Below are 23,391 nucleotides of genomic sequence, written 5' to 3' on the forward strand. Positions count from 1 at the left end.
CTGCGCGGGTACCGCGGCACCGCGCGCGCCTCGGCGGGCGCGCCCCTGTGGTCCCCGGCCGACATGCGTCTTGGTCCCGAGTCGACGCCCGAGGCAAACCGGCCAAGCGCTTGGTAGGGTAACCGTATGGCTCCTCGTGGCACCGTCAACGGTTCGACACGGCGCGACGAACTCCTCGCGACCGCCGGCAAGATGTTCGCCGACCAGGGCTTGCGGTCCACCACCGTGCGCGACATCGCCGATGCCGCAGGCATCCTCTCAGGGAGTCTCTACCACCACTTCGACTCCAAAGAGGCGATGGTCGACGAGATCCTCCGCGGATTCCTCGACGGTCTCTTCGCTCGCTACCGTCAGATCGCGGTGTCCGGACTGTCGGCCACCGAGACGTTGCGACAGTTCGTCGTTGCGTCCTTCGAGGCCATCGATGCCCAGGGCGATGCGGTTGCCATCTACCAGGATGAGGCCAAACGCCTTGCCGGACAAGAACGTTTCGTATACATCGACGAGCTGAACATCGAGTTCCGCGATCTGTGGCACGCCGTCCTGCAACGCGGCGTCGACGACGGCGAGTTCCGTGCCGACCTCGACGTCGAACTCGTCTACCGCTTCATGCGCGATACCGTCTGGGTCGCGGTGCGGTGGTACCGGCCCGGCGGGGCGATGTCGGTCGACGACATCGCCGCCCAGTATCTCTCGGTGGTGTTGGACGGAATTCTGCCGCGCTGAGCCCGATCTGAGCGTGCCGGCTCAGCGACCGGTGGTGAATCGCTGATTCACGTGCTTGCGCTGCTCGATCTCGTCGACGAAGGCGAGCGCGTAGTCGGCGCCGGAGATCTCCGAGCTGCCATCGTCCTTGGTCACCAGCAGGTCGCCGCCGGTGCGGTAGGAGCCGGTTGCCTCACCGGGGGCAAAGGAACCGAACAGCGCGGCGGGGGAGACGTAGAACCAGTCGAGGTCGGCCGGAGCCTGTCGCAGGGCCTCGAGTACCTCGGCGTGCGAGAGGGCTTCGGGCTTCCACGCTTCCTGGAACTCCGGGGTGTCCACCAGGCGGGGGCCGCCCTCGGCGACCAGCGAGCTGCCGGCACCGCCGACGACGCCGAGGCGTGCGCCGTGGCCGATCGCGGCGTCGATGATGGCCGGGGTGATCTCGACCAGCGGTTTCCCGTCGACATCGGCGCCGTGGACCGCGATGACCAGGTCGTCGGCGTCGGTCGCCGCCTGTTTCAGGTCCTGGGTGTCGGCGAGGCTGCCGGTGCGGTAGGTGACGCCGTCGATCGGCTCGGTCGGGGCGCCGGAACGGCTGTAGGAGATGACGGTATGGCCGCGGCCCGCTGCCTCGCGCGCGATGTTGCCGCCCGCGTAACCCGTGCCGCCGAAGATCACAATTGTTTTACTCATGAAGCAGTGAACCGGTCGGCGGCGGGCGCTATTCCACCATTGCTAGTGTGACCTGGACAACAGCATCGCGAGAGGTGGAGGACCCGGCCATGACATCGAGCTACACCCCGGACACAGCGGCGGCGATCGGTTCGGCGCGTCAGCACACCCTCGGCGACCTGCTCCGCCGCACAGCTCTCCGCGTCCCGACCAAGACGGCAATCATCAACGGCGACACCGAACTGACGTTCGCCGAGTTCGACGACGCGGTCAATCGCTGCGCCAACGCACTCACCGCACGCGGCCTGGCCAAGGGCGACCGGCTGGCCCTGGTCAGCCACAACTGTTGGCAGTTTGCCGTGATCCACTACGCCACTGCGCGACTCGGCGTCGTCCTGGTACCGGTCAACTTCGGGCTCGGCCCGGAGGAGATCGCGTTCATCCTCGATCACTCCGGTGCCAGTGCAGTCGTCACCGAGGATGCGTTGGCGCCGACGGTAAGTAAGGCGATGGAACTGTCCGGCCTCACCGACGCGGTGCGCGGATGGATTCCGGCATCCGGTTCCGACGCCGAAACCGGTTGGGACAACGTTGATGAGTGGATTCGGTCCGGCGACACCACCGCGCCGACGGTGCTCGTCGCCGACGACGATCCGCTTCGGCTGATGTACACCTCGGGTACCGAGTCGCGTCCGAAGGGCGTGCTGCTCTCGTCGAAATCACTGATCACCCAGTATGTCTCATGCATCATCGACGGCGGCATGAGTGGCGACGACATCGAGATCCACTCCCTGCCGCTCTTCCACTGCGCGCAACTCGACTGCTTCCTCTCCGTCGACGTCTACCTCGGTGCCACCAGCATCATCCTGCCCGCACCGGATCCCGCAACCGTCCTGGCAACCATCGAATCACGAGGCGTGACAAAGCTTTTCTGCCCGCCAACCGTATGGATCTCGCTGCTGCGACATCCGGACTTCGACACCCGCGACCTGTCGTCGCTACGCAAGGGCTACTACGGTGCATCCGCGATGCCGGTTGAGGTGCTGCGAGAGATGTCGACCCGGTTGCCGGAAGTCTCGCTGTGGAACTTCTACGGACAGACCGAGATGTCGCCGCTGGCCACAATCCTGTTGCCGCACGAGCAGATCGAGCGGGCAGGCTCCGCCGGTCGCGCGGCCCTCAACGTGGAGACTCGAGTCGTCGACGACGAGGACAATCCGGTGCCGACCGGGGAGATCGGCGAAATCGTGCACCGCAGTCCGCACGCAAGCCTGGGCTACTACAACGACGAGGAGAAGACCGCCGCCGCCTTCCGCAACGGCTGGTTCCACTCCGGCGATCTCGGCATCATCGACGCCGACGGCTACCTGTCGGTCGTCGACCGCAAGAAGGACATGATCAAGACCGGTGGCGAAAACGTTGCCTCCCGGGAGGTCGAGGAGGCCATCTATCGGCTCGACGGCGTTGCCGAGGTCGCGGTTTTCGGTGTGCCGCACCCGAAGTGGATTGAGGCGGTGACCGCGGTGGTGGTGCCGAAGGAGGGCGTGACGCTGACCGCGGAGCAGGTCGACGCGCACCTCGACGATATCCTCGCGGGGTACAAGCGGCCCAAGTACATCGTGTTCGCCGATGCGCTGCCGAAGAATCCAAGCGGGAAGATCCTCAAGAGGGATTTGCGGGTGCGACACGCGGAGATCGCGGACACCGCCGGCTGACATCGAGTAGTCCGCTACCCGCGACACGGTCTCGCCGGCGGAGGACCATGGGATGGTCGGGAATCCAACGGCGAGAGGTGCTCCGATGAGCGTGGCCAAGCGACTGGGTATTCTGCGGATGCGGCACGACCCGGCGCAGGCGGTGATCGATGACGACGCGTGCCGGGCGGTGATGACCACCGGGTATCCATCGGTGTTGAAGTTCTGGGAGAACTCGACATACGGCCATCTCGATCTCTCCGGGTATTACCTGTCGGAGTGGTTCGACGTCACCCTCACCGCAGGCGACGTCACGATCCCCGATCCTGCCAGCAGCCCCGGTACCGGTGTGATCACACGGAACACCCAGGCGCAGTTGGCCATCGACACGTTACGTGCCGATCACCCTGGTGCGGATCCTCTCGCCGGACTGGACGGGCTGATCGTTCTCACCCATCCGGGAACTGCGTTCATGATCGCCAATCCGCTCGCCGGAGAACCCGGTCAGCCTGCCAATCTGTCGGTGAATTTCGACGGAGGGTCCGGCGGTACCGGGGGATTTGGGTTCTGCGCGTTGCCGGTGATGCCGTCGACGATGTCGTTCGCGGCGCACGAGGTCGGCCACGTACTCGGGCTCGGGCATTCGTTCGGCGTGCTCAACGCCGGATCGGACTGGTCTCCCGCTCCCGACGACGATTGGCTTCCCCAATACGGATCGCCCTACGACATCATGTCGGCCGAACAGTATGGTGGCGGCAGTCCGACGTTCATGGAGACTCTCAGTGCGGCAGCGGGTGTTTCGCCATCGTGGCCTGGCGGAAGGTGGGTGACGATGGGGCCCGCGCTGTCGGCGGCCATGCTCTACCGGGCATGGCCGGACGCGCTTGCCGGGCGCAGCGTCGAGCGCACGCTGCCGGCCGGCAGCGGCACCGGCACTGTCCGTATCGAACCGGCCCGCCGCACCCGCGCCCCTGTTGCCCTGATCCTGCGTCCGCCCGGTGCCGACCCCGCAGACCCCGTCGGCAGCGTGGTCGTCGAATACCGCACCGCAGTCGGATGGGATGCCGGGCTGGACACGATCGGTACCGATGCATCCCGGGTCGGCGTGGTGGTACACGAGATCGTCGACACGGGCACGGGGCAGGGGGTGCAGCCGTGGTATCGGGGGAACATCATCGATGACGGACTGCGTGACGACCTCGTGGTGCCCGGTCGGAATCTGGTCATCAGCGCTTCCTTCGGATACCGTGACGACGGCGCGGCGGACCATGTCACGCTGCGCTATCGGCGGACGGCTCCGTCGTCGGTCACCATCGTGAGTGTCGACCGCAGCGACGTGGTTACCGGTGGCGAAGTCGATCGGACCTCGAGGACGCCGTGTGGAGACACGGTGTCCTACGGACATTGGCGCATTCGATCCGCCGAGACCTTCGGAGCGCGTGTGGCCGGTCTCGAGTCGACGCGGGCGCGCACCGACGACAGATCGCCGATCGACGTCGAGTGGCGGGTGGGTACCGAAACCCTTGCTGATACCGACCGATCGGTGACGATCATGATCGCCGGTTCACCTGTGACACTTGCAGTCTCGATCGATACGCTCGCGCGGACTTTGCGTCTCGAGCCGCCGGCCGGGGTCGGGGCGTCGGTGCCGATCCGAGCGTCAGTCGTAGATCCGGCCGGGCGCAAGGCGAAAGCCGGGCCCGTGGTGTTCGAGACGCCCGGCACTTTCGACGGGATCAGGCCCGACGACATTGCACTCCTCGGCGCCTGCATCGCCAAGAACATCCCGCGCCTCGTCGTGGTGCCGGGCGTGTTCACGATGCCGCCCGATCCGAGGTATCTGGTCGACTTCTGGCGGGTGCTGGCCGACTCGGCGATTAACCTGTTCGAGGTGGACGCAGAGATCGAGCCCGACGCGCGACAGGCGGTCAGCGCCGTTCAGCAGATCATCTCGATATCGGGTGAGGTTCGGTGAGCGGGTGCGAGTGAGGCGTGTTGCGCGTCGCGTCACCGATGTTCCCGAGGTCGTTCGGGTAACGGAAGTGTCTGGATGCTGGGCGCTACCACTGGCTACCGTCGCCGTATGCACTACGACGACGCAGAATGGCACACGGACTCGGTAATTGACCTCGGCCTCGAACAGTCGGCGGCAGCCACCCACATCGGGATGTTCCTCACGTGGGCCGCGCTACACAACATGATCGCCACCACACTGTCCGACCACAACGAGGTGATCGACGCGGCCCGACACCGACTTGTCACGCCCGGCGTGATCGCGGAGAAGTACTTCGTGTCGCAGATCTGCTCGTTCATGCTGAACGATCACGGAAACCGATTCGCCAAGGATGCGTACCGTGCGTATCTGAATGCGTTGGAGCGGTTTCCGGTGGTTGCGCGATGCGAGACGACCTACCATCTGCCGGATACGTGGGACACCTACGACGAGATGGCGCCGTACTTCGACGAGCTCTACGCGGTGTGGCGGGTGGAGCGGTGGTAGCCGTCTGTCATTGGCTCGGCAGGATGCGGCCGATCAGCCCGGTCAGTCGGCGACGATCGGCAGCCGACAGCGGGCTGAGCAGTTCGTTCATGTCCTCGTCGAATCCAGTGCTCACCTCGGTCACGAGACGCCGCCCCATGGGGGACAAGGACACCCGGATGACCCGGCGGTCGGTCTCGTCGGTCTCGCGGGACACCAGGTCACGCTGTTCGGCCCGAACCACCAAACCGCTGACACTTGACTTGTCCAGATCCAGCAGTGCGCCAAGTTCTTTCATCGTCGGATGTCGATCCCGCAGGACGCCGAGCAGGCGGATCTGAATCATCGACAGATCGTGTCCGGACACCCGCCGCTGCAGCTTCTGTTGTACGACAAAGGAGAGTTGCGCCAGCGCGTCGATGTCGCTGAGTTCGTCCGGAATCGTCATGGTCAGAACCCTATCTTGAATTAGTTCGTGGCACCAACTATATTAGTACGTGACACGAACCAATGAAGGAGATTCTCTATGACAACGACACATGCTGCAGTGGTCACCGAGTTCGGTAAGTCTCCGAGTTACGCGGAATTCGAACTGCCTGCTATCGCCGAGGGGCAGGAACTCGTCGACGTTCTCGCCGTCGGCTTGCACCCTCGAACCCGTTCCGGTGCTGCCGGAACGCATTACACGTCCACCGGTGCGCTGCCGTTGATCCCCGGGATCGACGATGTCGGACGCCGCGCCGATGGTCGGCTGGTCTACTTCGCGGCCGACGACGACACTCTCGGTACGGTTGCCGAGCAAACCATCATCGACAGCCGCCGGTGCATCGAGCTGCCCGACGACGCCGACGTCGTGACGATTGCCGCTGCGATGAATCCGGCGATGTCGTCGTGGGTCTCGCTCCGTGCCCGCTACGAGCTGCAGCCCGGTGCCCGCGTTCTCGTCCTCGGTGCCACCGGCAATGCCGGTGGGATGGCCGTCGAGATCGCCAAACTGCTTGGTGCGGGGGAAGTGATCGGTGCGGGTCGCGATCCCGAACGGCTCGCCGCGCTCCGCGATCGCGGTGCCGATGCCGTCGTCGCACTGACCGACGACACCGATGCCACGGCGCGCGCGTTCGCCGAGGCAGCAGCCGAGGTCGACGTGGTGCTCGACTACCTGTGGGGTGCGACGACGGCGAACGCCATCGTCGCGATCCTCACCGCCCGCGCCGACCGCAGCCGGGCACTCGACTGGATCGAGATCGGCTCGATGGCCGGCCAAGAACTGCAATTACCGTCCGCCGCACTGCGATCGGCCAACCTACGACTCCTCGGCAGTGGGCAGGGATCGGTGTCGCCGAGGGGTTACCTCGCGCAGTTGCCGTCGCTGGTGGACGAGATCGACGCCGGTCGAATCGGGGTGCGTACCAGGGAGGTTGCGCTCGCCGACGTCGAGCGGGTGTGGACCGAACCCGACGAACCGGGGGTGCGGACGGTTATCCGGGTTGGCCGCCGCTGATCGAGATCACATGCGCGTCGGTCTCGATGCGGTCGTCGCAAGCTCCTCCCTTACTCGACCAGCGGGGAGGACCGACCCCAACGCCTTCAGCCGACCGTGCGCCTGGGTCATGATCGATTGCACGAGTTCGTCGCAGCTGGGGAGGTCGTCGATCATGCCGACCACCTGACCCGACGCCAGCACGCCGGCGCGGGTGTCTCCTTCGACGAGGCCGGCGCGCAACAACATTGGGGTGTTGCCGGCCATGATCACCTGCTGCCAGGTCCGCTCGCCGGACTTCCGCATGGTGCGGCCGTCACGCAGCATCGTCGTCCACTTCATTCCGGTCAACTGCTTGAACTCGTTGGCATTTCGGGCAGCGGCAAGCAGCGCCTTCACCGAATTACCGCTCTCCAACGCCTCGACCAGCGGAGTACGCAAGACGCGGTGGGGCATGCCGTCGACTTTCACTGACACCACGGTGTCGCCGAGACCGCGCCCGAGATACTCCTGCTTCACCGAATCCGGCACCGCCGAATCGGAGGTCAACAGGAACCGCGTCCCCATCGCGACACCTTCGGCACCGTAGGCCAGTGCGGCGGCCAGGCCGCGGCCATCGAAGAAGCCGCCGGCGGCGATCACCGGAATCCCGTTGTTGCCCAGCGCGTCGAGGACCGACGGCAGGAGCAGAGTGGTGGCCACCGGTCCGGTGTGCCCACCGCCCTCGCCGCCCTGCACGATCACCGCGTCGGCGCCCCAGGACGCGACCTTCACCGCATGCTTGGCGGCGCCGATCGACGGGATCACCACGACACCATGGTCTTTGAGCTTGGCGATCAGCTCCTTTTTGGGCGCCAACGCGAACGACGCGACCTTCACCTTCTCTCGGATCAACAGATCGATCCGCTCCGGCGCGTCGGTGGCGTCGGCGCGGATGTTCACGCCGAATGGCTTGTTGGTCAACGACTTCGTTTTCGCGACCGCCGCCTCGAGTTCGGCGTAGGTCATCGTCGCCGATGCGAGAATGCCCAGGCCGCCGGCATTCGACGTGGCCGAGGTGAGCGACGGACCCGACACCCACCCCATACCGGTCTGCACGATCGGGTACTCGACACCGACCAGATCGGTGAACCGTGTGGACAGTCCGGCTGCGCGCGCTGAACTGATTCCGCCCGCTGGCGCCGCTCCCGACGCGGTCATTTCACTTCTCGATTCCGGACACCCTTGGGATCCAACACATCCCGGATGAGGGTGAGTTCCTCGTCGGACGGAGTACGCGTCACGGGCGCGTCGGCGAGTCCGGCGATCTCGAAGGTGGTGTTCTCGGCGACCTCGTCGGCAGTGACTCCGGGATGCAGCGACCGTGCCCGCATCGTGTGGTCGGGGCCCTCGAAGTCGAAGACGCCCAGGTTGGTGACCACTCGCGGGATGCTGAGGTACTTGAAGGCTGGATTGTCCGGATCGACCTTGTCATAGCCGACGCCGCAGACGATGTCGACCTTGTCGACGAACACCCGCGACGAATGACGCGCCACCCAGTAACTGGTGGCGTGGTTGATGGTGTTGCCCGGAGCCCCACGCGCACCGAACATCTGCCGCGTCGGGTGCTGCAGGGGACCGTAGGCGGAGAGGTTCTGGTTGCCGAACCGGTCGATCTGGTTGGCGCCCATGACCACATGGCGACGACCGGACGCGACGACGTCGAAGACCTTGCCGAACGGCATCCAGCCTTCGATCGGCCCGGACTTGCCGATCGGTGGTGTGTCGGCGAGGATCAGCGCCTCGCCATCGGTGATCAGGAGATCGGGTTCGGTGGTCAGGCGCGCCAGGCGGGCGCCGATCAGCGGGATGGGTGCCATCGGTGAGGCCATGATCTCGCCTGCGCCGGAGAAGATCTCAGCGCACGCCAGGACGCAGATCTCGGCACGGGTGGCTTCGACGGCTGCCGCCGTGTCGGTGGTGGTCACTGCTGATCCTCCTGCTCGCCTTGCCATTCGGTGACTGCGTGCTGGTAGTCGGCCTCGTCGACGTCGAGGAAGCGTTTGGTGAACGCCGCCCACTTGTCCGGATCCTTCGCCGATTCCACATAGAACTGCTGGAACTTCTCGTCGCGCCCATACTCACCCGCGAAGGTGAAATGCGCGCCGTTGGGAGTGTGCACGACCCGGTCGACATTCATCCGATTGAGCAGAAGTCGTTGCTTGGGGACGGATTTCACCAGTACTTCGGTGGACACCAGCTGATCGGTCTCCACGTAGCGACGATCGGCGGCGGCGCAGAACAAGTCGTCCATGTAGGGGTCGACCCCGGTATACGCGGCGTTGCCGCGGGAGTCGGCCAGATCAAGGTGCGCGAACGCTGCGTCGAGTCGCAGGGCGGGCATCGCGATCAGCGTCTCGGCGCGGCCGTCGGCCTCGGGGTACGGGGAGGTGACCGTCTTGAGCTCACCCTCCCAGAACGCCGGGACATCGGAGCCGAGTCCGGCGCGGATCGGCAGGAACGGCAACCGTGCGGCCGCGGCCTGCAGCCCGCACTTGACCATGCCCTCGTCCATCTCCCGGGACTCGATGCTGCCCGACGTGCGGGCGGCAGCGAACCACGGATCGTAGAACGGCGCCGAGTCAAGCGACACGAAACCGTAGTAGACGCGGCGTACTTTTCCTGCAGCGCAGAGCAATCCGAGATCCGGGCCGCCATAGGTGACGATCGTCAGATCCTTGACGTCGGAGCGGGCCAGCGCGCGAACCAGCGCCATTGGCTTGCGGCGTGAACCCCAGCCGGCGAGGCCGATGGTCATGCCGTCGCGCAATTCGCCGATGACGTCGTCGAGGGAGCTGGTCTTGTCGGTCGGGGTGGGCGTCATCAGGCGCGTCCTCCATTGCTGTTCAAGGCTTTTCCAGTAGTCACGAACTCATCCCGATGCTCGTCGGAGACGCCGGACAGGTTGAGCTCGAAGGTGTACCCCTGCTCGAGTCGGTAGCTGGCCTTCACGTCCACCGGGTCGATGTGGTTGATGGCCTCTTTCGCGGCACGGATCACCCGGGTGTCTTTGGCGGCGATCTGCTCGGCGACCTCGAGTGCGGTGTCGAGGAGTTGTCCGCGCGGCACGACCCGATATACGGAGCCGAAGTGCTCGAGCTGCTGCGCCGTGACGTTCTGCGCGGTGTAGTAGAGCGTGCGCATCATGTGTTGTGGGACGAGCCGCGCGAGGTGGGTGGCAGCGCCGAGCGCGCCGCGGTCGACCTCGGGCAGGCCGAAGACCGCATCGTCGGAGGCGACGATGACGTCGGCGTTGCCGACCAGGCCGATGCCGCCGCCGACGCAGAAACCGTTGACCGCGACGATGACCGGGACCGCGCAGTCGTAGACCGCGGAGAACGCCGCCGCGCACCCGTGATTGGCGCCGATGAGAGCATCGAAACCCTCGGTGGCCTGCATTTCCTTGATGTCGACACCGGCGTTGAAGCCGCGGCCTTCGGCACGCAGGATCACCACATGGGTGCTCATGTCGCGCCCGGCGGTGGTGATCGCGTCGGCCAACTCGAACCATGCCGCCGAGGGCAGGGCGTTGACCGGGGGATAGTCGACGGTCACGGTGACGATCCCGGTGTCGCTGCGTGAGGTGGTGATCGGCACACCTGCTCCTTCCGTGTCGTGCGGATCAGTCGTTCCGCACGAACCAAGCAAGTGCTTGGTTGTTTGGTACAGTAGCACTCATGGATGCAGGAGTGCAGGCTGCGGTCGATCTCGGTCTGGACAAGAAGGTCGTGCTGGTGACCGGCGGGGCGCGCGGCGTCGGCGCCGGGATCACCCGCGTACTCGCGGGTCTCGGGGCGGTTCCGGTGACGTGTGGACGTACGGCGGGCAGCGACTCGGACGTCGAGTTCATCGCCTGCGATGTACGGGATCCCGACGCGGTGGAACGGCTCGTCGACCAGATCGCCCGAACGCACGGTCGGCTCGACGGTGTGGTCAACAATGCCGGCGGGTCACCGTTCGCACTGGCGGCCGATGCGTCGCCGCGGTTTGTCGGCAAGATCGTCGACCTCAACCTGCTTGCCCCGCTGAACGTCGCTCGTGCGGCCAATGCGGTGATGCAGCAACAGGAATACGGCGGTGCAGTGGTCAACGTGTCGAGTGTCAGTGGGCACCGCCCGTCACCGGGAACGTCCGCGTACGGTGCGGCGAAGGCCGGTCTGGACAGCGCAATGACGGCATTGGCCATCGAATGGGCGCCTCGGGTGCGGGTCAACTCGGTGATCTGCGGACCGGTCCTGACCGAGCAGTCGGCCTTGCACTACGGTGACGAGGCCGGCATCGCTGCGGTGGACGCGACGATTCCGATGGGGCGCATGGCGACTCCGGAGGATGTGGGTAACGCGGTGGCGTTCCTGCTCAGTCCGTTGGCCGGGTACATCACCGGGTCGACGATCACCGTGCACGGCGGCGGCGAGCGGCCCGCGTTCCTGGATGCGGCGACCGCGGACAACCGAGTGTGACCGAAGACCTTTCAAGACAGATCATTTCAGTGACAAATCAAGGAGACATAGTGTCGGACAAGCTGAATGAGGGGCGGGTGGCGATCGTCACCGGTGCCGGACAAGGCATCGGTCGCGCGCACGCACTGGCCTTCGCCGCCAACGGTGCGCAGGTCGTCGTCAACGACTTCGACGGCGACGCCGCGCATGCCGTCGCCACCGAGATCACCGCTGCCGGCGGGGCGGCCATCGCCGCGATCGGTGACGTCGCCGACTGGGATTTCGGTGCGGCACTGATCGATGCCGCGGTCACCGAGTTCGGTGGACTCGACATCCTGGTCAACAACGCCGGATTCGTCCGCGACCGGATGCTGGTCGCAATGTCGGAAGACGAATGGGACGCGGTCGTCCGTGTACACCTCAAGGGGCATTTCGTCACCCTGCATCACGCTGCCGCCTACTGGCGCGCCCAAGCGAAGGCAGGGGAGCAGCGGGCCGCCCGGATCATCAACACCTCGTCGGGAGCCGGTCTGTTCGGTTCCGTCGGACAGGGCAATTACGTCGCGGCCAAAGCGGGTATCACCGCGCTGACGATTCAGGCCGCCGCCGAACTCGGCGGCTACGGTGTGACCGCCAACGCGATCGCCCCGTCGGCGCGCACCCAGATGACCATGGGCGCAGGCGATGCGATGGCCGCGCAGATGGCCGCACCCGCCGACGGCTCCTTCGACGCGATGGACCCGGCGAACATCTCGCCGCTCGTCGTATGGCTCGGGTCGCCGGAATCGGCGGACGTCACCGGACGCGTGTTCGAGGTCGAGGGTGGCCGCGTCACCGTCATCGACGCGTTCCAGCGCAGCGCCGAGCAGGACAAGGGGTCGCGCTGGGCGCCAAGCGAACTGGGTCCCGTGATGGAGGAGATCCTGGCCAAGTCGCCGGTCCCGGTGCCGGTCTACGGGGCGCGGTAAGACGGCCGTGACACCAACTGTCGACCCCGAGCGTGCGGCTCAACGAATCGCTGTCGCACGGGCCTACGTCGATGCGCTCGTCAGCCACGACCCGTCGGACGTTGCGCTGCACCCCGATTGCACGCGTACCGAGCTCGGGGTCAAGACCGGTCGAAACGGCGCTCATCTCGAGCGATCACTGTCCCGCGGGCCGCAGTATCGGCTGATCCATCGGATCAGTGATTTCACCGCCGAGGTCGACGGCCACACGGTGGTGACCCGCTACTGGGTGCACGTGCGGCCCAGAAGCATTGGTCTCGCCGCACAGGTGCACGAGTCGTTCGTCGTCGACGAGGAGAATCGAATTCGCAAGATCGTGGCGAAGTTCGGTGTTCCGCGTCGACGACGCTGACCCCTCAGGCGCTCGGCGCCCGCACCACCATCGGCACGCCGGGGAAGTATGCGGCCATCTCCGACCGCGACTTACGCAGTGCGGCAGTGCCGTAACCCTTCTTGCGGTGATCGGGGTGCACCCAGATGCGGACATCGACCTCGCCGTTGACGAGCTCGCCGAACACCAAACCGACCTTGTCGTCGCCCTCGAGGGCGACCAGCCACACGGCGTCCTCGTTGTCGACGCGTTCAGTGGCCTTGGCGATCTCATCGGCCACATTGCCTGCCGGAGTGCCCGATCCGTCGCCGGCAACCTTGAGTTCTTCGGTGCGCACGGTGAACAGCTCGGCGTCCTCGTCGCCGGCGAACGGCCGCAGATCGAGAGTGTCGCCGCTGCTTGCCGGGCGCTCGGCGAGGGTGAAGGTGAGCGCGTTGTTGAGGTCGTCCAGCTCGGCCTGGTTCTTGCGGCGCTCGTCCTTGGTGAGTTGATCGAGCTGCATCCCCAGCACTGCTTCGGCACCGAGGGTCGACTTGCCCAGCAGTTCGGCGACGGCCTTCACGGCGTCGTCGTGATTCTCCGAGTCGACGATCGCGTCGAGGACTTCGTGTCGGCGCTCAAACGCGGTCAACAGGGCATCGGTGATGTCACGGCGCGTGGTGGCCAGATCCAGATCAGTCATGGGTCAGATCCTAGTTCAGGCGGGCCACTGGGGTAGGGACGAGCATCCTCGCCCCGCGGTGGAAATGAAACAGGTTCTAGTCAATGTTCTGGAGTAAATCCACTAGTCATGAACAATCTTGTGCCGATGACTTTCGCCAAACCTGTAACACGTCCTAGTCTGAGAGTCATGACTGATGTTGTGGACGCAAGCACTGACTTCGACCATCTGCGCGGGGGGACACATCTCGGCGACCTGCTGGTGGCGGCCCTGCGGCGACATGCCGCCAAGAAGGTCCTGTACCTCGGCGACACCGAATTGACGGGCGGCGAGATGGCCGCGGCGGTCAGCCGGTATCAGCAGGCCTTCGAATCGGTCGGTGCCGGGACCGGTGCGACGGTCGGGCTGCTCGCGCTGAATCGCCCCGAGGTGCTGCTGGTCATCGGGGCCGGACAGACCCAGGGCTGGCGCCGCACGGCGCTGCATCCGCTGGGTTCCCTCGACGACCACGCCTACGTGCTGTCCGACGCGGGGGTGACCACGCTCGTCATCGATCCGGTGCCGATGTTCGTCGAGCGCGCCGCCGCGCTGATGGAACGCGTCGACAGCCTCAAGCAGGTGCTGACCCTGGGCCCCGTGCCCGAACAGCTCGCCGCCTACGGCCACGACATCATCGCCGAGGCCGACAACTATCAACCGCGACCACTCACCGCGGCCGAACTGCCGCCGGAGCACATCGTCTCCATCACCTATACCGGTGGCACCACGGGAAAACCCAAGGGCGTCATCGGCACCGCGCGGGCCATGTCGACCATGACCCAGATCCAGCTCTCCGAGTGGGAGTGGCCGGAGGCCCCCCGGTTCCTGATGTGTACGCCGCTCTCGCATGCCGGTGCCGCCTTCTTCGTCCCGACACTGATCAAGGGCGGCTCGATGGTGGTGCTCGCCAAGTTCGATCCTGCCGAAGTGCTGCGCACCATCGAGGAACAGAAGATCACCGCCACCATGCTGGTGCCGTCGATGCTCTACGCCCTGCTCGACCATCCTGACTCCCGCACGCGCGACCTGTCGTCGTTGGAAACGGTGTATTACGGTGCCTCGGCAATCAATCCGGTGCGGCTGGCCGAGGCGATCGAACGTTTCGGTCCGATCTTCGCGCAGTACTACGGACAGTCCGAGGCGCCGATGGTGATCAGCTATCTCGGCAAGAACGATCATCCGAAGCCCGGTGAGGATCCGCGACGGCTCAGCAGTTGCGGACGCCCGTCGGCGTTCCTGCGGACCGCGCTGCTCGGAGCCGACGACAAGCCGGTGCCTCCAGGTGAACCGGGCGAGATCTGCGTCGCCGGACCGTTGTTGGCCGGTGGCTATTGGGGATTGCCGGATCAGACCGCCGACACCTTTCGTGACGGTTGGCTGCGCACCGGCGACGTCGCCCGCGAAGACGAGGATGGCTTCTGGTACATCGTCGACCGCACCAAGGACATGATCGTCACCGGCGGGTTCAACGTGTTCCCGCGAGAGGTGGAAGACGTTGTGGCCGAACATCCCTCGATCGGGCAGGTCGGTGTCATCGGGGTGCCCGACGACAAGTGGGGTGAGGCGGTCACCGCCGTCGTCGTGCTGCGCGGTGACGCCGATCAGAGTGACGAGGCGAAGGCACGGGTCACCGCCGAGATCCAGCAGGCGGTCAAGGACCGCAAGGGTGCGGTGCAGTCGCCGAAGCAGGTGATCTTCGCGGAGTCGTTGCCGCTCACCGCGCTTGGCAAGCCGGACAAGAAGGCGCTGCGGGCGCAGTTCTGGGCGGGCGGAGAGCGTGGGGTGGGGTGAGTCGTACCGCTGCCTCCACACGCTGATCGAGTAGCGAGGAGCGCTAGCGACGAGCGTATCGAGATCTCCTGCCGGGTAAGGCTCAGTGGCCTCGACTTCGACAAGCTCAGCCCGGCGGATGCGCTCGCTCGCTGGCGCTCGCGGGCTTACTCGACCAGCGGTGAGGCGGTCCAGGTAGGCTGGTAATTCACCTGCAACTCCTTCACCCCGTTCAGCCATCCCGAGCGGACCCGTTGTGGTTCGGCCACTTTGGTGATGTCGGGCACCAGGTCGGCGAGCGTGTTGAACATGACGTTGACCTCGAGTCGGGCGAGGTTGGCGCCGATGCAGAAGTGTGCGCCGTTACCGCCGAACGACAGGTGCGGGTTGGGGTCGCGAAGGATGTCGAAGGTGAACGGGTCGTCGAACACCTCGGTGTCGTAATTCGCTGAGCTGTAGAACAATCCGACGCGTTCCCCGGCGCCGATCGGGACGCCGGACACCGAGGTGTCGACCTTGGCGGTGCGCTGGAAGCAATGCACCGGCGTGGCCCAGCGGATGATCTCGTCGACCGCGGTGATCGGCCGCTCACCTCGGAACAGGTCCCACTGATCGGGTCGGTCGAGAAACGCGTTGAGCCCGTGGGAGATCGCGTTTCGAGTGGTTTCGTTGCCGGCGATGACGAGCAGGATGACGAAGAACCCGAACTCGGCCTCGGTCAGCGCGTGCCCGTCGACGTCGGCCTGGACCAGGACCGTCACGATGTCGTCGCGCGGGTTGCGCCGACGATCCTCGGCCATCGCGTAGGCGTAGCCGATCATCTCGACGTGGGCGGTGAACGGGTCGACCTTGCTGTCCGGGTCGTCTGGATTGACCATCGAATCGGCCAGGATGCACAGACGTTCGTGATCGGCGGTGGGCACGCCGAGCAGGTCGAGGATCGCGCGCAACGGGAGGTGGACGGCGACGTCGTCGACGAAGTTGCCGCTGCCGGAATCGGCGGCCGCCGCGACGATCTCCCGGGCGTGCGCGGCCAGTCGCTCCTCGAGGGCGCCGACCGCCCGTGGTGTGAACATGCGGGACACGATCTTGCGCATGCGGGTGTGGTCGGGCGGATCCATGTTGAGCAGGAAGTTCCGACCCGCCTCCACCTGCTCGCGGGTTGCCGACTCGGGCATGCGCATCACCGCACCCTTGGCCCAGTTGGACCACGTCGCAGTGTCTTTGGAGATCGCACGGATGTCGGCGTGCCGGCTGATCACCCAGAAGCCGTCGTCGTCGAAGAACGTGCGGGACATGGGTTGCGGATTCCACCACACGGGTGCGGTCGCGCGGCACTCGGCGAACTGGGCGAGCGGCAACCCCTGTTCGAGCAGCATCGGGTCGGTGAAGTCGATGTCGGCGTGGGGGCGGGTGGTCGAACCGGTCATGGGAACCTCGCAAACTCCGCTGTGTGCTACCTCATAGTGACGTTACCGTGTCACTGTGCCGGACATGCCGAATAGCGCACCGGCAGGTCTTTGACGCCGTTGAGCCAGCCCGAACGCACCCGCTGCATCTCACCGAGACGGGTGATGTCGGGCAGGGTGTCGGCGATGGCGTCGAGGATCAGATTCAGCTCCATGCGGGCGAGGTTGGCGCCGATACAGAAGTGTGCGCCGTTGCCGCCGAAGGCCAAGTGTGGATTGGGGTTTCGCAGGATGTTGAAGCCGAACGGGTCGTCGAAGACCTCCTCGTCGAAGTTGGCCGAACTGTAGAAGAGTCCGACGCGCTGCCCGGCCGCGATGTCCACGTCACCGACGCGGGTGTCGATCCGTGCGGTCCGTTGGAACGCATGCACCGGCGACGCCCAGCGGATGACCTCGTCGGCGGTGGTGGCGGGTCGTTCGGATTTGAACAGCTCCCACTGATCGGGGTGGTCGAAGAAGGCGTTCATGCCGTGGCTGGTCGCGTTGCGGGTGGTCTCGTTACCGGCGGTGATGAGCAGGACGACGAAGAAGCCGAACTCGATCTCGGTCATCGCGTGTCCATCGATGTCGGCCTCGATGAGGGTGGTGACGATGTCGTCGGTCGGGTTCTTCCGGCGTTCCTCGGCCATCGTGTACGCGTAACCGAGGAGTTCGGCGTTGGCGGTCGCCGGATCGATCGACTGATCGGGGTCGTCGTTGTTGATGATGGCGTCGACGAGTTCGTGGATCCGTGCGCGGTCGGGGTCGGGCACCCCGATTAGATCCAGAATCGCTTGTAGCGGAAGGTGAATCGCGATGTCATCAACGAAGTTGCCGGTGCTCTTGGCCGCAGCCTCCTCGACGATCTGTCGCGCGTAACCACGCAACCCCTCCTTGAGCGTCGCGACCGCCTTCGGGGTGAAGATCCGCGACACGATCTTGCGCAGCCGGGTGTGCTCGGGCGGGTCATGATTGATCAGCAGCGCCTTGGTGAACTCGATCTGATCCGGTGTCACGTAATCGGGCAGGCGGATGATCGCGCCGTTCATGTTGGTCGACCAGATCTCACTGTGCTTGGAGATCTCGCGGACGTGCGCGTGCTTGGTGACCGCCCAGTACCCGCCGTCGGTGAAGCCGGAGGTGCCGATCGGCTGCGCGTTCCACCACACCGGAGCGGTGCGACGTAGCGCCGCGAACTCCTCGCGTGGAACGCCCCGCTCCAGGACATCCGGGTCGGTGAGGTCGAGGCTGCCGGGTGGGAACGGGGCGACGCCAGTTGTGGTGGTCATCACTACACCATACGCCTGTTTATGATCTGTATGATCTGTATGATCTGTATGGTCTGATGATGGCGTGGGTGGCCGGGTGTGTGGGCGGTAACGTGCTGTCATGACCTGGCTGGGAGATGCATCGACGAGGTGCGGCGGATGAGAACTCACGGCTGGGGTGGTCGCGTCCCGAATACCGATGAGGAAGCCCGGGCGCGCATCCTTGCCGCGACCCGCACGACGATCGACCGTCGTGGTGCAGCGACGAGCATCGCCGATGTCGCGCGGGAATTGGAGGTCACCCGGCAGACCGTCTACCGCTACTTCCACAGCACCGATGAGCTGCTCGCGGCGACCGCGGTGGACGCCGTCGGAGGTCTGCTGGATCGGATGACACAGCGACTCGCGGGAATCGAGGAGCCCGACGTCGCGGTAGTCGAAGGGCTGGTTGGTGTACTCGAGGAACTCGGGCGCGACGACTACGTCGGTCTACTACTGCGGTCCGATCGGGTTAGCATCCCGGTCGTCGGCGAGTTCACCTCGTCGATGGCGCGTGACTTCGCGCGATCGATCATCGGTCGGATGGATGTGGCTTGGCGGGCGCGGGGCTACACCGACGACGACCTCGAGGTAATCGTCGAGATCATCTTGCGCACACTGCAATCCATGGTGCTCGATCCGGGAGAGCCCCCACGGTCGAGCGATGAGTGGCGGAGTTTTCTGGGTTCCTGGACCGGTGCGGCGATTCGGGAGTTGCGTTGACAGCGCCCTGAGTTTCAATGACAGCGCCCAATGAACGTAGGTTGACCCGGCGGATGGGCGGCGGGATGGGCGCTGTCAATGAAACTCACGGCGCTGTCAACGCTCTTCCCCACGCTATCCGGCTACCGTTTTTCGCAGATGACGACCGGGATCTCGCGGTCGGTCCAGGCGGCGTAGGTGTCGTAGTCAGCGTACAACTCGACGAGTTCGTTCCAGAGCGCTTCCCGTTCCTCGCCGGTGGCCGTGCGGGCCACGAGATCGTGGCGTTCGCGTCCGACCTGCACGCACACCTCTGGTGTGGCAACCAGATTGAGGTACCACGCCGGGTTCTTCGGCAAACCGCCCTGGGACGCGACGACGACGAAGCTGTCGCCTTTGCGTAGGTAGTTCAGCGGGGCGGTCCGGGGTTCGCCGGACTTGCGGCCGATGGTTGTGAGCAGAAGTACCGGTACCGGTTTGCGGAATCCTGCGCCGACCCGCCACGAACCGCCGATCCGGCCGCCGCTGAGCTGATAGAGCTTCGCGTTGATCCGCGAACCCACCTTGATCAGCGCCGCGACGGCCGGCGAACCCAGTTGCGCGGGGCGCGTATTCGGGTCGAGGACCGGCATCAGATGCGTTCGATGATCGTGCCGGTCGCCATTGCGCCGCCGGCGCACATGGTGATCAGTGCGGTCTGCGAATCGCTGCGCTCGAGTTCGTGCAAGGCGGTGGTGATGAGCCGGGAACCGGTGCTGCCCACCGGATGTCCCAGCGCGATGGCGCCGCCGTTGACGTTGACCTTGTCCATGTCGGCCTTGTGGACCTGGGCCCAGCTGAGCACCACCGACGCGAAAGCCTCGTTGATCTCGACGCGATCGATGTCCGACAACGACATTCCGGCCTTGGTGAGAACCCGCTCGGTTGCCTGCACCGGGCCGTCGAGGTGGTAGTGGGGCTCGGCGCCGACGAGTGCCTGCGCCTTGATCCGGGCGCGCGGGGTGAGTCCGAGGGCGCGAGCTTTGTCCTCGTCCATCAGCAGTACGGCGGCAGCGCCGTCGGAGATCTGCGATGACGTTCCGGCCGTGTGGATTCCGCCGTCGAGAATCGGCTTGAGGCCGGCCAGCGACTCGAGGGTGGTGTCCCGCAGGCCTTGGTCGCGGCTGACGTCGAGTACGTTCCCGGTGAGTTCGCCTTCTTTGCTGCGCTCGGGGGCCTTGAAGGTCAACACTTCTCGGTCGAACCGGCCCTCGGCCCAGGCCTGCTTGGCGAGTCGTTGACTTCGCTCGCCAAGCCAGTCGACGTCGTCGCGGGTGAGTCCGCGGCGCTGCGCGATACGTTCGGCCGCTTCGAACTGGCTGGGCATGTCCACATTCCACGAATCCGCGTGATACGGCCCGGCCTGCGTCCCGACGTTGGCGCCGAGTGGGGCCATCGACATCACTTCGATGCCGCAGGCCACGCCGACGTCGATGGTGTCGGTGGCGATGAGTCCGGCGATCAAGTGGTTGGCCTGCTGCGCAGAGCCGCACTGACAGTCGATGGTCGTGGCGCCGGTGTGCTCGGGCAGACCCGCCGACAGCCACGCCTTACGGGTGACGTTGCCCGCCTGGCCGCCCGCCTGGGTGACGCACCCGCCGATCGCCTGCTCGACGAGCGCCGGATCGATGCCGGCCCGCTCGAGCAAGCCCTTCTGTGTGAGGCCGAGCAGTTCCTCGGGGTGCAGCCCCGACAACCATCCGGCCCGCTTGCCAATCGGCGTCCGCACCGCTTCGACGATCACCGGCACACCCATGTTCACTCCTTGCTCGTTTCGAACCCCTTCTCCCCAAATTAGAACACGTTGCAACTTTGCGTCTATGGGGGCGGCGACCAATCCTGTGCGATGCATCACAGCTGTTCGGCGATTGGGTGGCACGTGCGGTGCGCGCGGGTCCGCGTGCAGTCGATTCGGTCTCGAGCTGGCGACACTCGGCCAATGTCTCAACAAAGATTGGTAGTGTTTGCGCACGTCATCGCGACCCCTGCGCGCCAAAACTAGAACAAGTTCTCGTTTGGGACTGTCATCACCGTCACAATGTGCTCTAATGAGATTGAAACAGGTTCTAATCTCACAGCGAGGTGGTGTGACGTGACCCAAACCAAGGGTGCGACGGCCAGCGCCGAGGGGGGCGCTGCAGTGGAATGTTCGTTCATGACTCAGGAGGGCTGGGACTTCACCAGCCCTGATCTGCTGGAAAAGGGAATCCCCGTCAACGAGTTCGCCGAACTCCGAAGGACGGCGCCGGTGTGGTGGAATGCCCAACTCCCGGGAAAGGGGGGTGGGTTCCATGATGGCGGCTACTGGGTGATCTCCAAGCATGCGCATATTCGGGAGATCTCCAAGAACAACGATGATTGGGCGACTTCCACGGACGGCGTGATCATGCGGTTCGAGGACGACATGCCCCAAGATCAGCTCGACGTCACCAAGGCGCTGCTGATCAACCACGATCCGCCGGACCACACGCGGCTGCGCAAGCTGGTGTCGAAGGCGTTCACCCCGCGTGCGGTGCACTCGCTGGAGGAAAAGCTCGACGGCGCGGCGCGCACGATCGTGAGCAAGGCTGCGGAGAAGGGGACCGGCGACTTCGTGCACGACGTCGCTGTCGACCTGCCGCTGCTGGCAATCGCCGACCTCCTCGGGGTGCCGGAAGAGGATCGGGGCAAGTTGTTCGACTGGTCGAACAACATGATGAACTACGACGACCCCGAGTTCGGCGAAGACCCGGCAATGGCATCCGCCGAGATCCTCGGCTACGGATACAACATGGCCGATGAGCGTCGGAAGAACCCGGTCGAGGACATCGTCAGCACTCTGGTCAACGCTGACATCGACGGGCAGTCACTCGACGAGACCGAGTTCGGTTTTTTCTTCATCCTGCTCACGGTCGCCGGCAACGAGACCACCCGAAATGCCATCAGCCACGGCATGAATGCCTTCCTCGAGCATCCCGACCAGTGGGAGCTCTTCAAGAAAGAGCGTCCGGCCACCGCGGTCGACGAGATCGTTCGCTGGGCCACCCCGGTCAATGCGTTCCAGCGCACGGCCAAGCGCGACACCCAGATCGGTGGGGTCGATATCAAGGAGGGGCAGCGAGTCGGACTGTTCTACGGTTCGGCGAACTACGACGAGGAGGTGTTCGATGACCCGTTCGCGTTCAACATCCTGCGTGATCCGAATCCGCATGTGGGATTTGGTGGTAACGGCGCGCATTTCTGTGTAGGCGCCAACCTGGCCCGCATGGAGATCAATCTGATGTTCAATGCGCTGGCCGATCTCGTCCCCGACATCAGTCGCCTCGAGGCGCCGCGTCGTCTGCGGCACGGGTGGATCAACGGGGTCAAGGAACTCCAAGTCAATTACGGAACCAAATGACCACGGCGAGTGAGACTCCCGCGTACCTGAACATCGACCGGGAGAATCATCCGGCGGTCGTGGCCGGCCGGCGGTCACGAGAACTGGTCGCCGCCCGGGACAAAGACGCGTGGGTGGCGAACTTCGCTGCCGACGGGACCGTCGAAGATCCGGTCGGGCCCTCGATGTTCGACCCGGAGGGCAAGGGATTCCGCGGGCACGACCAGATCGCGGAGTTCTGGGACAAGTCGATCGCCACCACCGAAAGCATCGAGTTCGTCTTCGACGACGAGATCATCTGCGGCGACGAGGTCGCCTACGTCGGCAAGATCGTCACGCATATCGCCGGCCACATCTCCGAAGCCCACGGAGTGTTCACCTACAAGGCGGCACCCGACGGGAAAATGGCTGCGCTGCGAGCCTTCTGGGAGGTCGAGAAGACGATCAAGTCAGTCCGCCCCGCGTAACTGACGTCGTTATCGCGCCCAGCACGAACGTCGAGAGCAACCAAAAATCTGCCGACAGCAACCGGACTTCCAAGTGTCCGGTTGCTGTCGGCGTTTATCCGGTTGCTGTCGGCAGATTTTTGGTTGCTCTCGACGTTCGTGCTGGTGGCGTGGGGATTGATGGTTGCGTGGGATGTACGGGGTGCGTGGGGATGTACCGTGGGGGCATGCGTGTAGTGGGGCGAGTTCGTAACTATGTCTCGGCATTTGGATCGTCGAAACGACACCGCGGTGATCTGACGGGATGGCTGGGACGTCGTCCGCAACTTCTGGGCGCGACCGGCGTCTACGAATCGGCGCTGCTGCTGTCCAACGCACTCGACCCGAAGCTGAAGGAACTGGCCGAACTCAAGACGGCCGGCCTGGTCAGCTGCGAGTTCTGTCTCGATATCGGCTCCGCGCTGGCACACGGCGCAGGCATCACCGAGCAGCAGATCCGCGATCTACCGCGATTCCGGGAGAGCTCGGCCTACGACGACACCGAGAAGCTGGTGCTCGCGTGCGCCGAAGCGATGACCCGCACACCGGCGGTCGGCGACGACCTCGCCGAGCTGAGAGCAGAGTTGCTGCAACAATTCTCGAAATCGCAGGTCGCCGAACTGGCTGCCACCATCGCATGGGAGAACCAGCGAGCGCGACTCAACCAGGCGCTGGGCGTGCGTCCTACCGGCATGGCTGAGGGGAGCGCGTGCGCGCTCCCCGAGCCCTGACCGAG

The 23,391-nt window shown here is 65.2% G+C and carries 24 protein-coding genes; 13 read left to right on the plus strand and 11 right to left on the minus strand.

Annotation, left to right across the window (positions count from 1 at the left end; translation table 11 throughout):
* The first annotated feature begins 126 nt into the window (after window positions 1-126).
* On the plus strand, window positions 127-726 hold the full coding sequence (locus tag AAFP30_RS14995; protein ID WP_419230749.1) for a TetR/AcrR family transcriptional regulator: 600 nt from the start codon (window positions 127-129) through the stop codon (window positions 724-726).
* Between the two features lie 21 nt (window positions 727-747).
* On the opposite strand, the gene AAFP30_RS15000 is transcribed toward AAFP30_RS14995, so the two are convergent.
* The gene (locus AAFP30_RS15000) at window positions 748-1,398 is read right to left on the minus strand and encodes an NAD(P)-dependent oxidoreductase (protein WP_419230750.1); all 651 of its coding nucleotides are present in this window, start codon (window positions 1,396-1,398) and stop codon (window positions 748-750) included.
* A gap of 89 nt (window positions 1,399-1,487) precedes the next feature.
* Between AAFP30_RS15000 and AAFP30_RS15005 the strand changes: the two genes are divergently transcribed.
* From AAFP30_RS15005 to AAFP30_RS15015, 3 genes are all read left to right on the plus strand, one after another.
* The gene (locus AAFP30_RS15005) at window positions 1,488-3,092 is read left to right on the plus strand and encodes an acyl-CoA synthetase (protein WP_419230751.1); all 1,605 of its coding nucleotides are present in this window, start codon (window positions 1,488-1,490) and stop codon (window positions 3,090-3,092) included.
* 85 nt (window positions 3,093-3,177) lie between these two features.
* Window positions 3,178-5,046 (plus strand): hypothetical protein, encoded by a 1,869-nt coding sequence (locus tag AAFP30_RS15010; protein WP_419230752.1) that lies wholly within the window; start codon window positions 3,178-3,180, stop codon window positions 5,044-5,046.
* A gap of 108 nt (window positions 5,047-5,154) precedes the next feature.
* Window positions 5,155-5,571 carry a hypothetical protein gene (locus AAFP30_RS15015; protein WP_419230753.1) on the plus strand — a complete coding sequence of 139 codons (417 nt, stop codon included), beginning with the start codon at window positions 5,155-5,157 and terminating at the stop codon, window positions 5,569-5,571.
* A gap of 7 nt (window positions 5,572-5,578) precedes the next feature.
* Here the strand turns inward: AAFP30_RS15015 and AAFP30_RS15020 are convergent, their stop codons facing one another.
* Complete coding sequence (locus tag AAFP30_RS15020; RefSeq protein WP_419230754.1) at window positions 5,579-5,998, minus strand: MarR family winged helix-turn-helix transcriptional regulator; 420 nt, start codon at window positions 5,996-5,998, stop codon at window positions 5,579-5,581.
* 78 nt (window positions 5,999-6,076) lie between these two features.
* Between AAFP30_RS15020 and AAFP30_RS15025 the strand changes: the two genes are divergently transcribed.
* Complete coding sequence (locus AAFP30_RS15025) at window positions 6,077-7,051, plus strand: quinone oxidoreductase family protein (RefSeq protein WP_419230755.1); 975 nt, start codon at window positions 6,077-6,079, stop codon at window positions 7,049-7,051.
* A 6-nt stretch (window positions 7,052-7,057) separates the two neighbouring features.
* Here the strand turns inward: AAFP30_RS15025 and AAFP30_RS15030 are convergent, their stop codons facing one another.
* From AAFP30_RS15030 to echA20, 4 genes are read right to left on the minus strand one after another with little or no spacing between them, the layout of a single operon-like run.
* Complete coding sequence (locus AAFP30_RS15030) at window positions 7,058-8,230, minus strand: NAD(P)H-dependent flavin oxidoreductase (protein ID WP_419230756.1); 1,173 nt, start codon at window positions 8,228-8,230, stop codon at window positions 7,058-7,060.
* A complete protein-coding gene (locus AAFP30_RS15035; protein ID WP_419230757.1) occupies window positions 8,227-8,997 on the minus strand; it encodes a CoA-transferase subunit beta in 771 nt (256 codons plus the stop codon). The genes AAFP30_RS15030 and AAFP30_RS15035 overlap by 4 nt, the downstream gene beginning before the upstream one ends.
* Window positions 8,994-9,893: a CoA transferase subunit A gene (locus AAFP30_RS15040; RefSeq protein WP_419230758.1), complete on the minus strand. Its 900-nt coding sequence runs from the start codon at window positions 9,891-9,893 to the stop codon at window positions 8,994-8,996. Before AAFP30_RS15040 ends, AAFP30_RS15035 begins: the two co-directional genes overlap by 4 nt.
* A complete protein-coding gene (gene echA20 / locus AAFP30_RS15045; RefSeq protein WP_419230759.1) occupies window positions 9,893-10,666 on the minus strand; it encodes a (7aS)-7a-methyl-1,5-dioxo-2,3,5,6,7,7a-hexahydro-1H-indene-carboxyl-CoA hydrolase in 774 nt (257 codons plus the stop codon). The genes AAFP30_RS15040 and echA20 overlap by 1 nt, the downstream gene beginning before the upstream one ends.
* A gap of 80 nt (window positions 10,667-10,746) precedes the next feature.
* On the opposite strand from echA20, the gene AAFP30_RS15050 reads away from it, so the two are divergent.
* The 3 genes from AAFP30_RS15050 to AAFP30_RS15060 are packed head-to-tail and all read left to right on the plus strand — an operon-like array spanning window position 10,747 to window position 12,867.
* Entirely contained in the window at window positions 10,747-11,529 is a 783-nt protein-coding gene (locus AAFP30_RS15050; RefSeq protein WP_419230760.1) for an SDR family oxidoreductase, read from the plus strand.
* 50 nt (window positions 11,530-11,579) lie between these two features.
* Window positions 11,580-12,476 carry an SDR family oxidoreductase gene (locus tag AAFP30_RS15055; protein ID WP_419230762.1) on the plus strand — a complete coding sequence of 299 codons (897 nt, stop codon included), beginning with the start codon at window positions 11,580-11,582 and terminating at the stop codon, window positions 12,474-12,476.
* A gap of 7 nt (window positions 12,477-12,483) precedes the next feature.
* A complete protein-coding gene (locus AAFP30_RS15060) occupies window positions 12,484-12,867 on the plus strand; it encodes a hypothetical protein (RefSeq protein WP_419230763.1) in 384 nt (127 codons plus the stop codon).
* A gap of 4 nt (window positions 12,868-12,871) precedes the next feature.
* Here the strand turns inward: AAFP30_RS15060 and AAFP30_RS15065 are convergent, their stop codons facing one another.
* Complete coding sequence (locus AAFP30_RS15065; RefSeq protein WP_419230764.1) at window positions 12,872-13,528, minus strand: GNAT family N-acetyltransferase; 657 nt, start codon at window positions 13,526-13,528, stop codon at window positions 12,872-12,874.
* 168 nt (window positions 13,529-13,696) lie between these two features.
* Between AAFP30_RS15065 and fadD8 the strand changes: the two genes are divergently transcribed.
* Window positions 13,697-15,337 (plus strand): fatty-acid--CoA ligase FadD8, encoded by a 1,641-nt coding sequence (gene fadD8 / locus AAFP30_RS15070; protein ID WP_419230765.1) that lies wholly within the window; start codon window positions 13,697-13,699, stop codon window positions 15,335-15,337.
* Between the two features lie 146 nt (window positions 15,338-15,483).
* Here the strand turns inward: fadD8 and AAFP30_RS15075 are convergent, their stop codons facing one another.
* Together AAFP30_RS15075 and AAFP30_RS15080 are read right to left on the minus strand one after the other, a co-directional pair.
* On the minus strand, window positions 15,484-16,746 hold the full coding sequence (locus tag AAFP30_RS15075) for a cytochrome P450 (protein ID WP_419230766.1): 1,263 nt from the start codon (window positions 16,744-16,746) through the stop codon (window positions 15,484-15,486).
* 50 nt (window positions 16,747-16,796) lie between these two features.
* Window positions 16,797-18,053 carry a cytochrome P450 gene (locus AAFP30_RS15080; protein ID WP_419230767.1) on the minus strand — a complete coding sequence of 419 codons (1,257 nt, stop codon included), beginning with the start codon at window positions 18,051-18,053 and terminating at the stop codon, window positions 16,797-16,799.
* A 138-nt stretch (window positions 18,054-18,191) separates the two neighbouring features.
* On the opposite strand from AAFP30_RS15080, the gene AAFP30_RS15085 reads away from it, so the two are divergent.
* The gene (locus tag AAFP30_RS15085; protein WP_419230768.1) at window positions 18,192-18,794 is read left to right on the plus strand and encodes a TetR/AcrR family transcriptional regulator; all 603 of its coding nucleotides are present in this window, start codon (window positions 18,192-18,194) and stop codon (window positions 18,792-18,794) included.
* A 122-nt stretch (window positions 18,795-18,916) separates the two neighbouring features.
* On the opposite strand, the gene AAFP30_RS15090 is transcribed toward AAFP30_RS15085, so the two are convergent.
* The gene (locus tag AAFP30_RS15090) at window positions 18,917-19,405 is read right to left on the minus strand and encodes a nitroreductase family deazaflavin-dependent oxidoreductase (RefSeq protein ID WP_419230769.1); all 489 of its coding nucleotides are present in this window, start codon (window positions 19,403-19,405) and stop codon (window positions 18,917-18,919) included.
* Window positions 19,405-20,568, minus strand: a complete 1,164-nt coding sequence (locus tag AAFP30_RS15095; protein ID WP_419230770.1) for a steroid 3-ketoacyl-CoA thiolase — start codon at window positions 20,566-20,568, stop codon at window positions 19,405-19,407. Before AAFP30_RS15095 ends, AAFP30_RS15090 begins: the two co-directional genes overlap by 1 nt.
* Before the next feature lie 336 nt (window positions 20,569-20,904).
* Here AAFP30_RS15095 and AAFP30_RS15100 point away from each other — a divergent pair, with 336 nt between their 5' ends.
* The 3 genes from AAFP30_RS15100 to AAFP30_RS15110 all read left to right on the plus strand — a co-directional run bounded on the left by AAFP30_RS15100 (window position 20,905) and on the right by AAFP30_RS15110 (window position 23,386).
* On the plus strand, window positions 20,905-22,191 hold the full coding sequence (locus tag AAFP30_RS15100) for a cytochrome P450 (protein ID WP_419230771.1): 1,287 nt from the start codon (window positions 20,905-20,907) through the stop codon (window positions 22,189-22,191).
* Complete coding sequence (locus AAFP30_RS15105; RefSeq protein WP_419230772.1) at window positions 22,188-22,637, plus strand: nuclear transport factor 2 family protein; 450 nt, start codon at window positions 22,188-22,190, stop codon at window positions 22,635-22,637. Before AAFP30_RS15100 ends, AAFP30_RS15105 begins: the two co-directional genes overlap by 4 nt.
* 206 nt (window positions 22,638-22,843) lie before the next feature.
* Window positions 22,844-23,386: a carboxymuconolactone decarboxylase family protein gene (locus tag AAFP30_RS15110; RefSeq protein WP_419230773.1), complete on the plus strand. Its 543-nt coding sequence runs from the start codon at window positions 22,844-22,846 to the stop codon at window positions 23,384-23,386.
* The last annotated feature ends 5 nt before the right edge of the window (window positions 23,387-23,391 follow it).

This window comes from Gordonia sp. CPCC 205515, assembly GCF_048537925.1.
Taxonomy (GTDB): Bacteria; Actinomycetota; Actinomycetes; order Mycobacteriales; family Mycobacteriaceae; genus Gordonia.

Bases quoted from the DNA above. Each gene is read 5' to 3' on its own strand.
- AAFP30_RS15105 (WP_419230772.1), top strand. From the start codon at position 22,188: ATGACCACGGCGAGTGAGACTCCCGCGTACCTGAACATCGACCGGGAG.
- AAFP30_RS15005 (WP_419230751.1), top strand. From the start codon at position 1,488: ATGACATCGAGCTACACCCCGGACACAGCGGCGGCGATCGGTTCGGCG.
- AAFP30_RS15025 (WP_419230755.1), top strand. From the start codon at position 6,077: ATGACAACGACACATGCTGCAGTGGTCACCGAGTTCGGTAAGTCTCCG.
- AAFP30_RS15020 (WP_419230754.1), bottom strand. From the start codon at position 5,998: ATGACGATTCCGGACGAACTCAGCGACATCGACGCGCTGGCGCAACTC.
- AAFP30_RS15075 (WP_419230766.1), bottom strand. From the start codon at position 16,746: ATGACCGGTTCGACCACCCGCCCCCACGCCGACATCGACTTCACCGAC.
- AAFP30_RS15095 (WP_419230770.1), bottom strand. From the start codon at position 20,568: ATGGGTGTGCCGGTGATCGTCGAAGCGGTGCGGACGCCGATTGGCAAG.
- AAFP30_RS15080 (WP_419230767.1), bottom strand. From the start codon at position 18,053: ATGACCACCACAACTGGCGTCGCCCCGTTCCCACCCGGCAGCCTCGAC.
- AAFP30_RS15050 (WP_419230760.1), top strand. From the start codon at position 10,747: ATGGATGCAGGAGTGCAGGCTGCGGTCGATCTCGGTCTGGACAAGAAG.
- fadD8 (WP_419230765.1), top strand. From the start codon at position 13,697: ATGACTGATGTTGTGGACGCAAGCACTGACTTCGACCATCTGCGCGGG.
- AAFP30_RS15110 (WP_419230773.1), top strand. From the start codon at position 22,844: ATGCGTGTAGTGGGGCGAGTTCGTAACTATGTCTCGGCATTTGGATCG.
- AAFP30_RS15015 (WP_419230753.1), top strand. From the start codon at position 5,155: ATGCACTACGACGACGCAGAATGGCACACGGACTCGGTAATTGACCTC.
- AAFP30_RS15065 (WP_419230764.1), bottom strand. From the start codon at position 13,528: ATGACTGATCTGGATCTGGCCACCACGCGCCGTGACATCACCGATGCC.
- AAFP30_RS14995 (WP_419230749.1), top strand. From the start codon at position 127: ATGGCTCCTCGTGGCACCGTCAACGGTTCGACACGGCGCGACGAACTC.
- AAFP30_RS15000 (WP_419230750.1), bottom strand. From the start codon at position 1,398: ATGAGTAAAACAATTGTGATCTTCGGCGGCACGGGTTACGCGGGCGGC.
- AAFP30_RS15085 (WP_419230768.1), top strand. From the start codon at position 18,192: ATGAGAACTCACGGCTGGGGTGGTCGCGTCCCGAATACCGATGAGGAA.
- AAFP30_RS15090 (WP_419230769.1), bottom strand. From the start codon at position 19,405: ATGCCGGTCCTCGACCCGAATACGCGCCCCGCGCAACTGGGTTCGCCG.
- AAFP30_RS15010 (WP_419230752.1), top strand. From the start codon at position 3,178: ATGAGCGTGGCCAAGCGACTGGGTATTCTGCGGATGCGGCACGACCCG.
- AAFP30_RS15040 (WP_419230758.1), bottom strand. From the start codon at position 9,893: ATGACGCCCACCCCGACCGACAAGACCAGCTCCCTCGACGACGTCATC.
- AAFP30_RS15030 (WP_419230756.1), bottom strand. From the start codon at position 8,230: ATGACCGCGTCGGGAGCGGCGCCAGCGGGCGGAATCAGTTCAGCGCGC.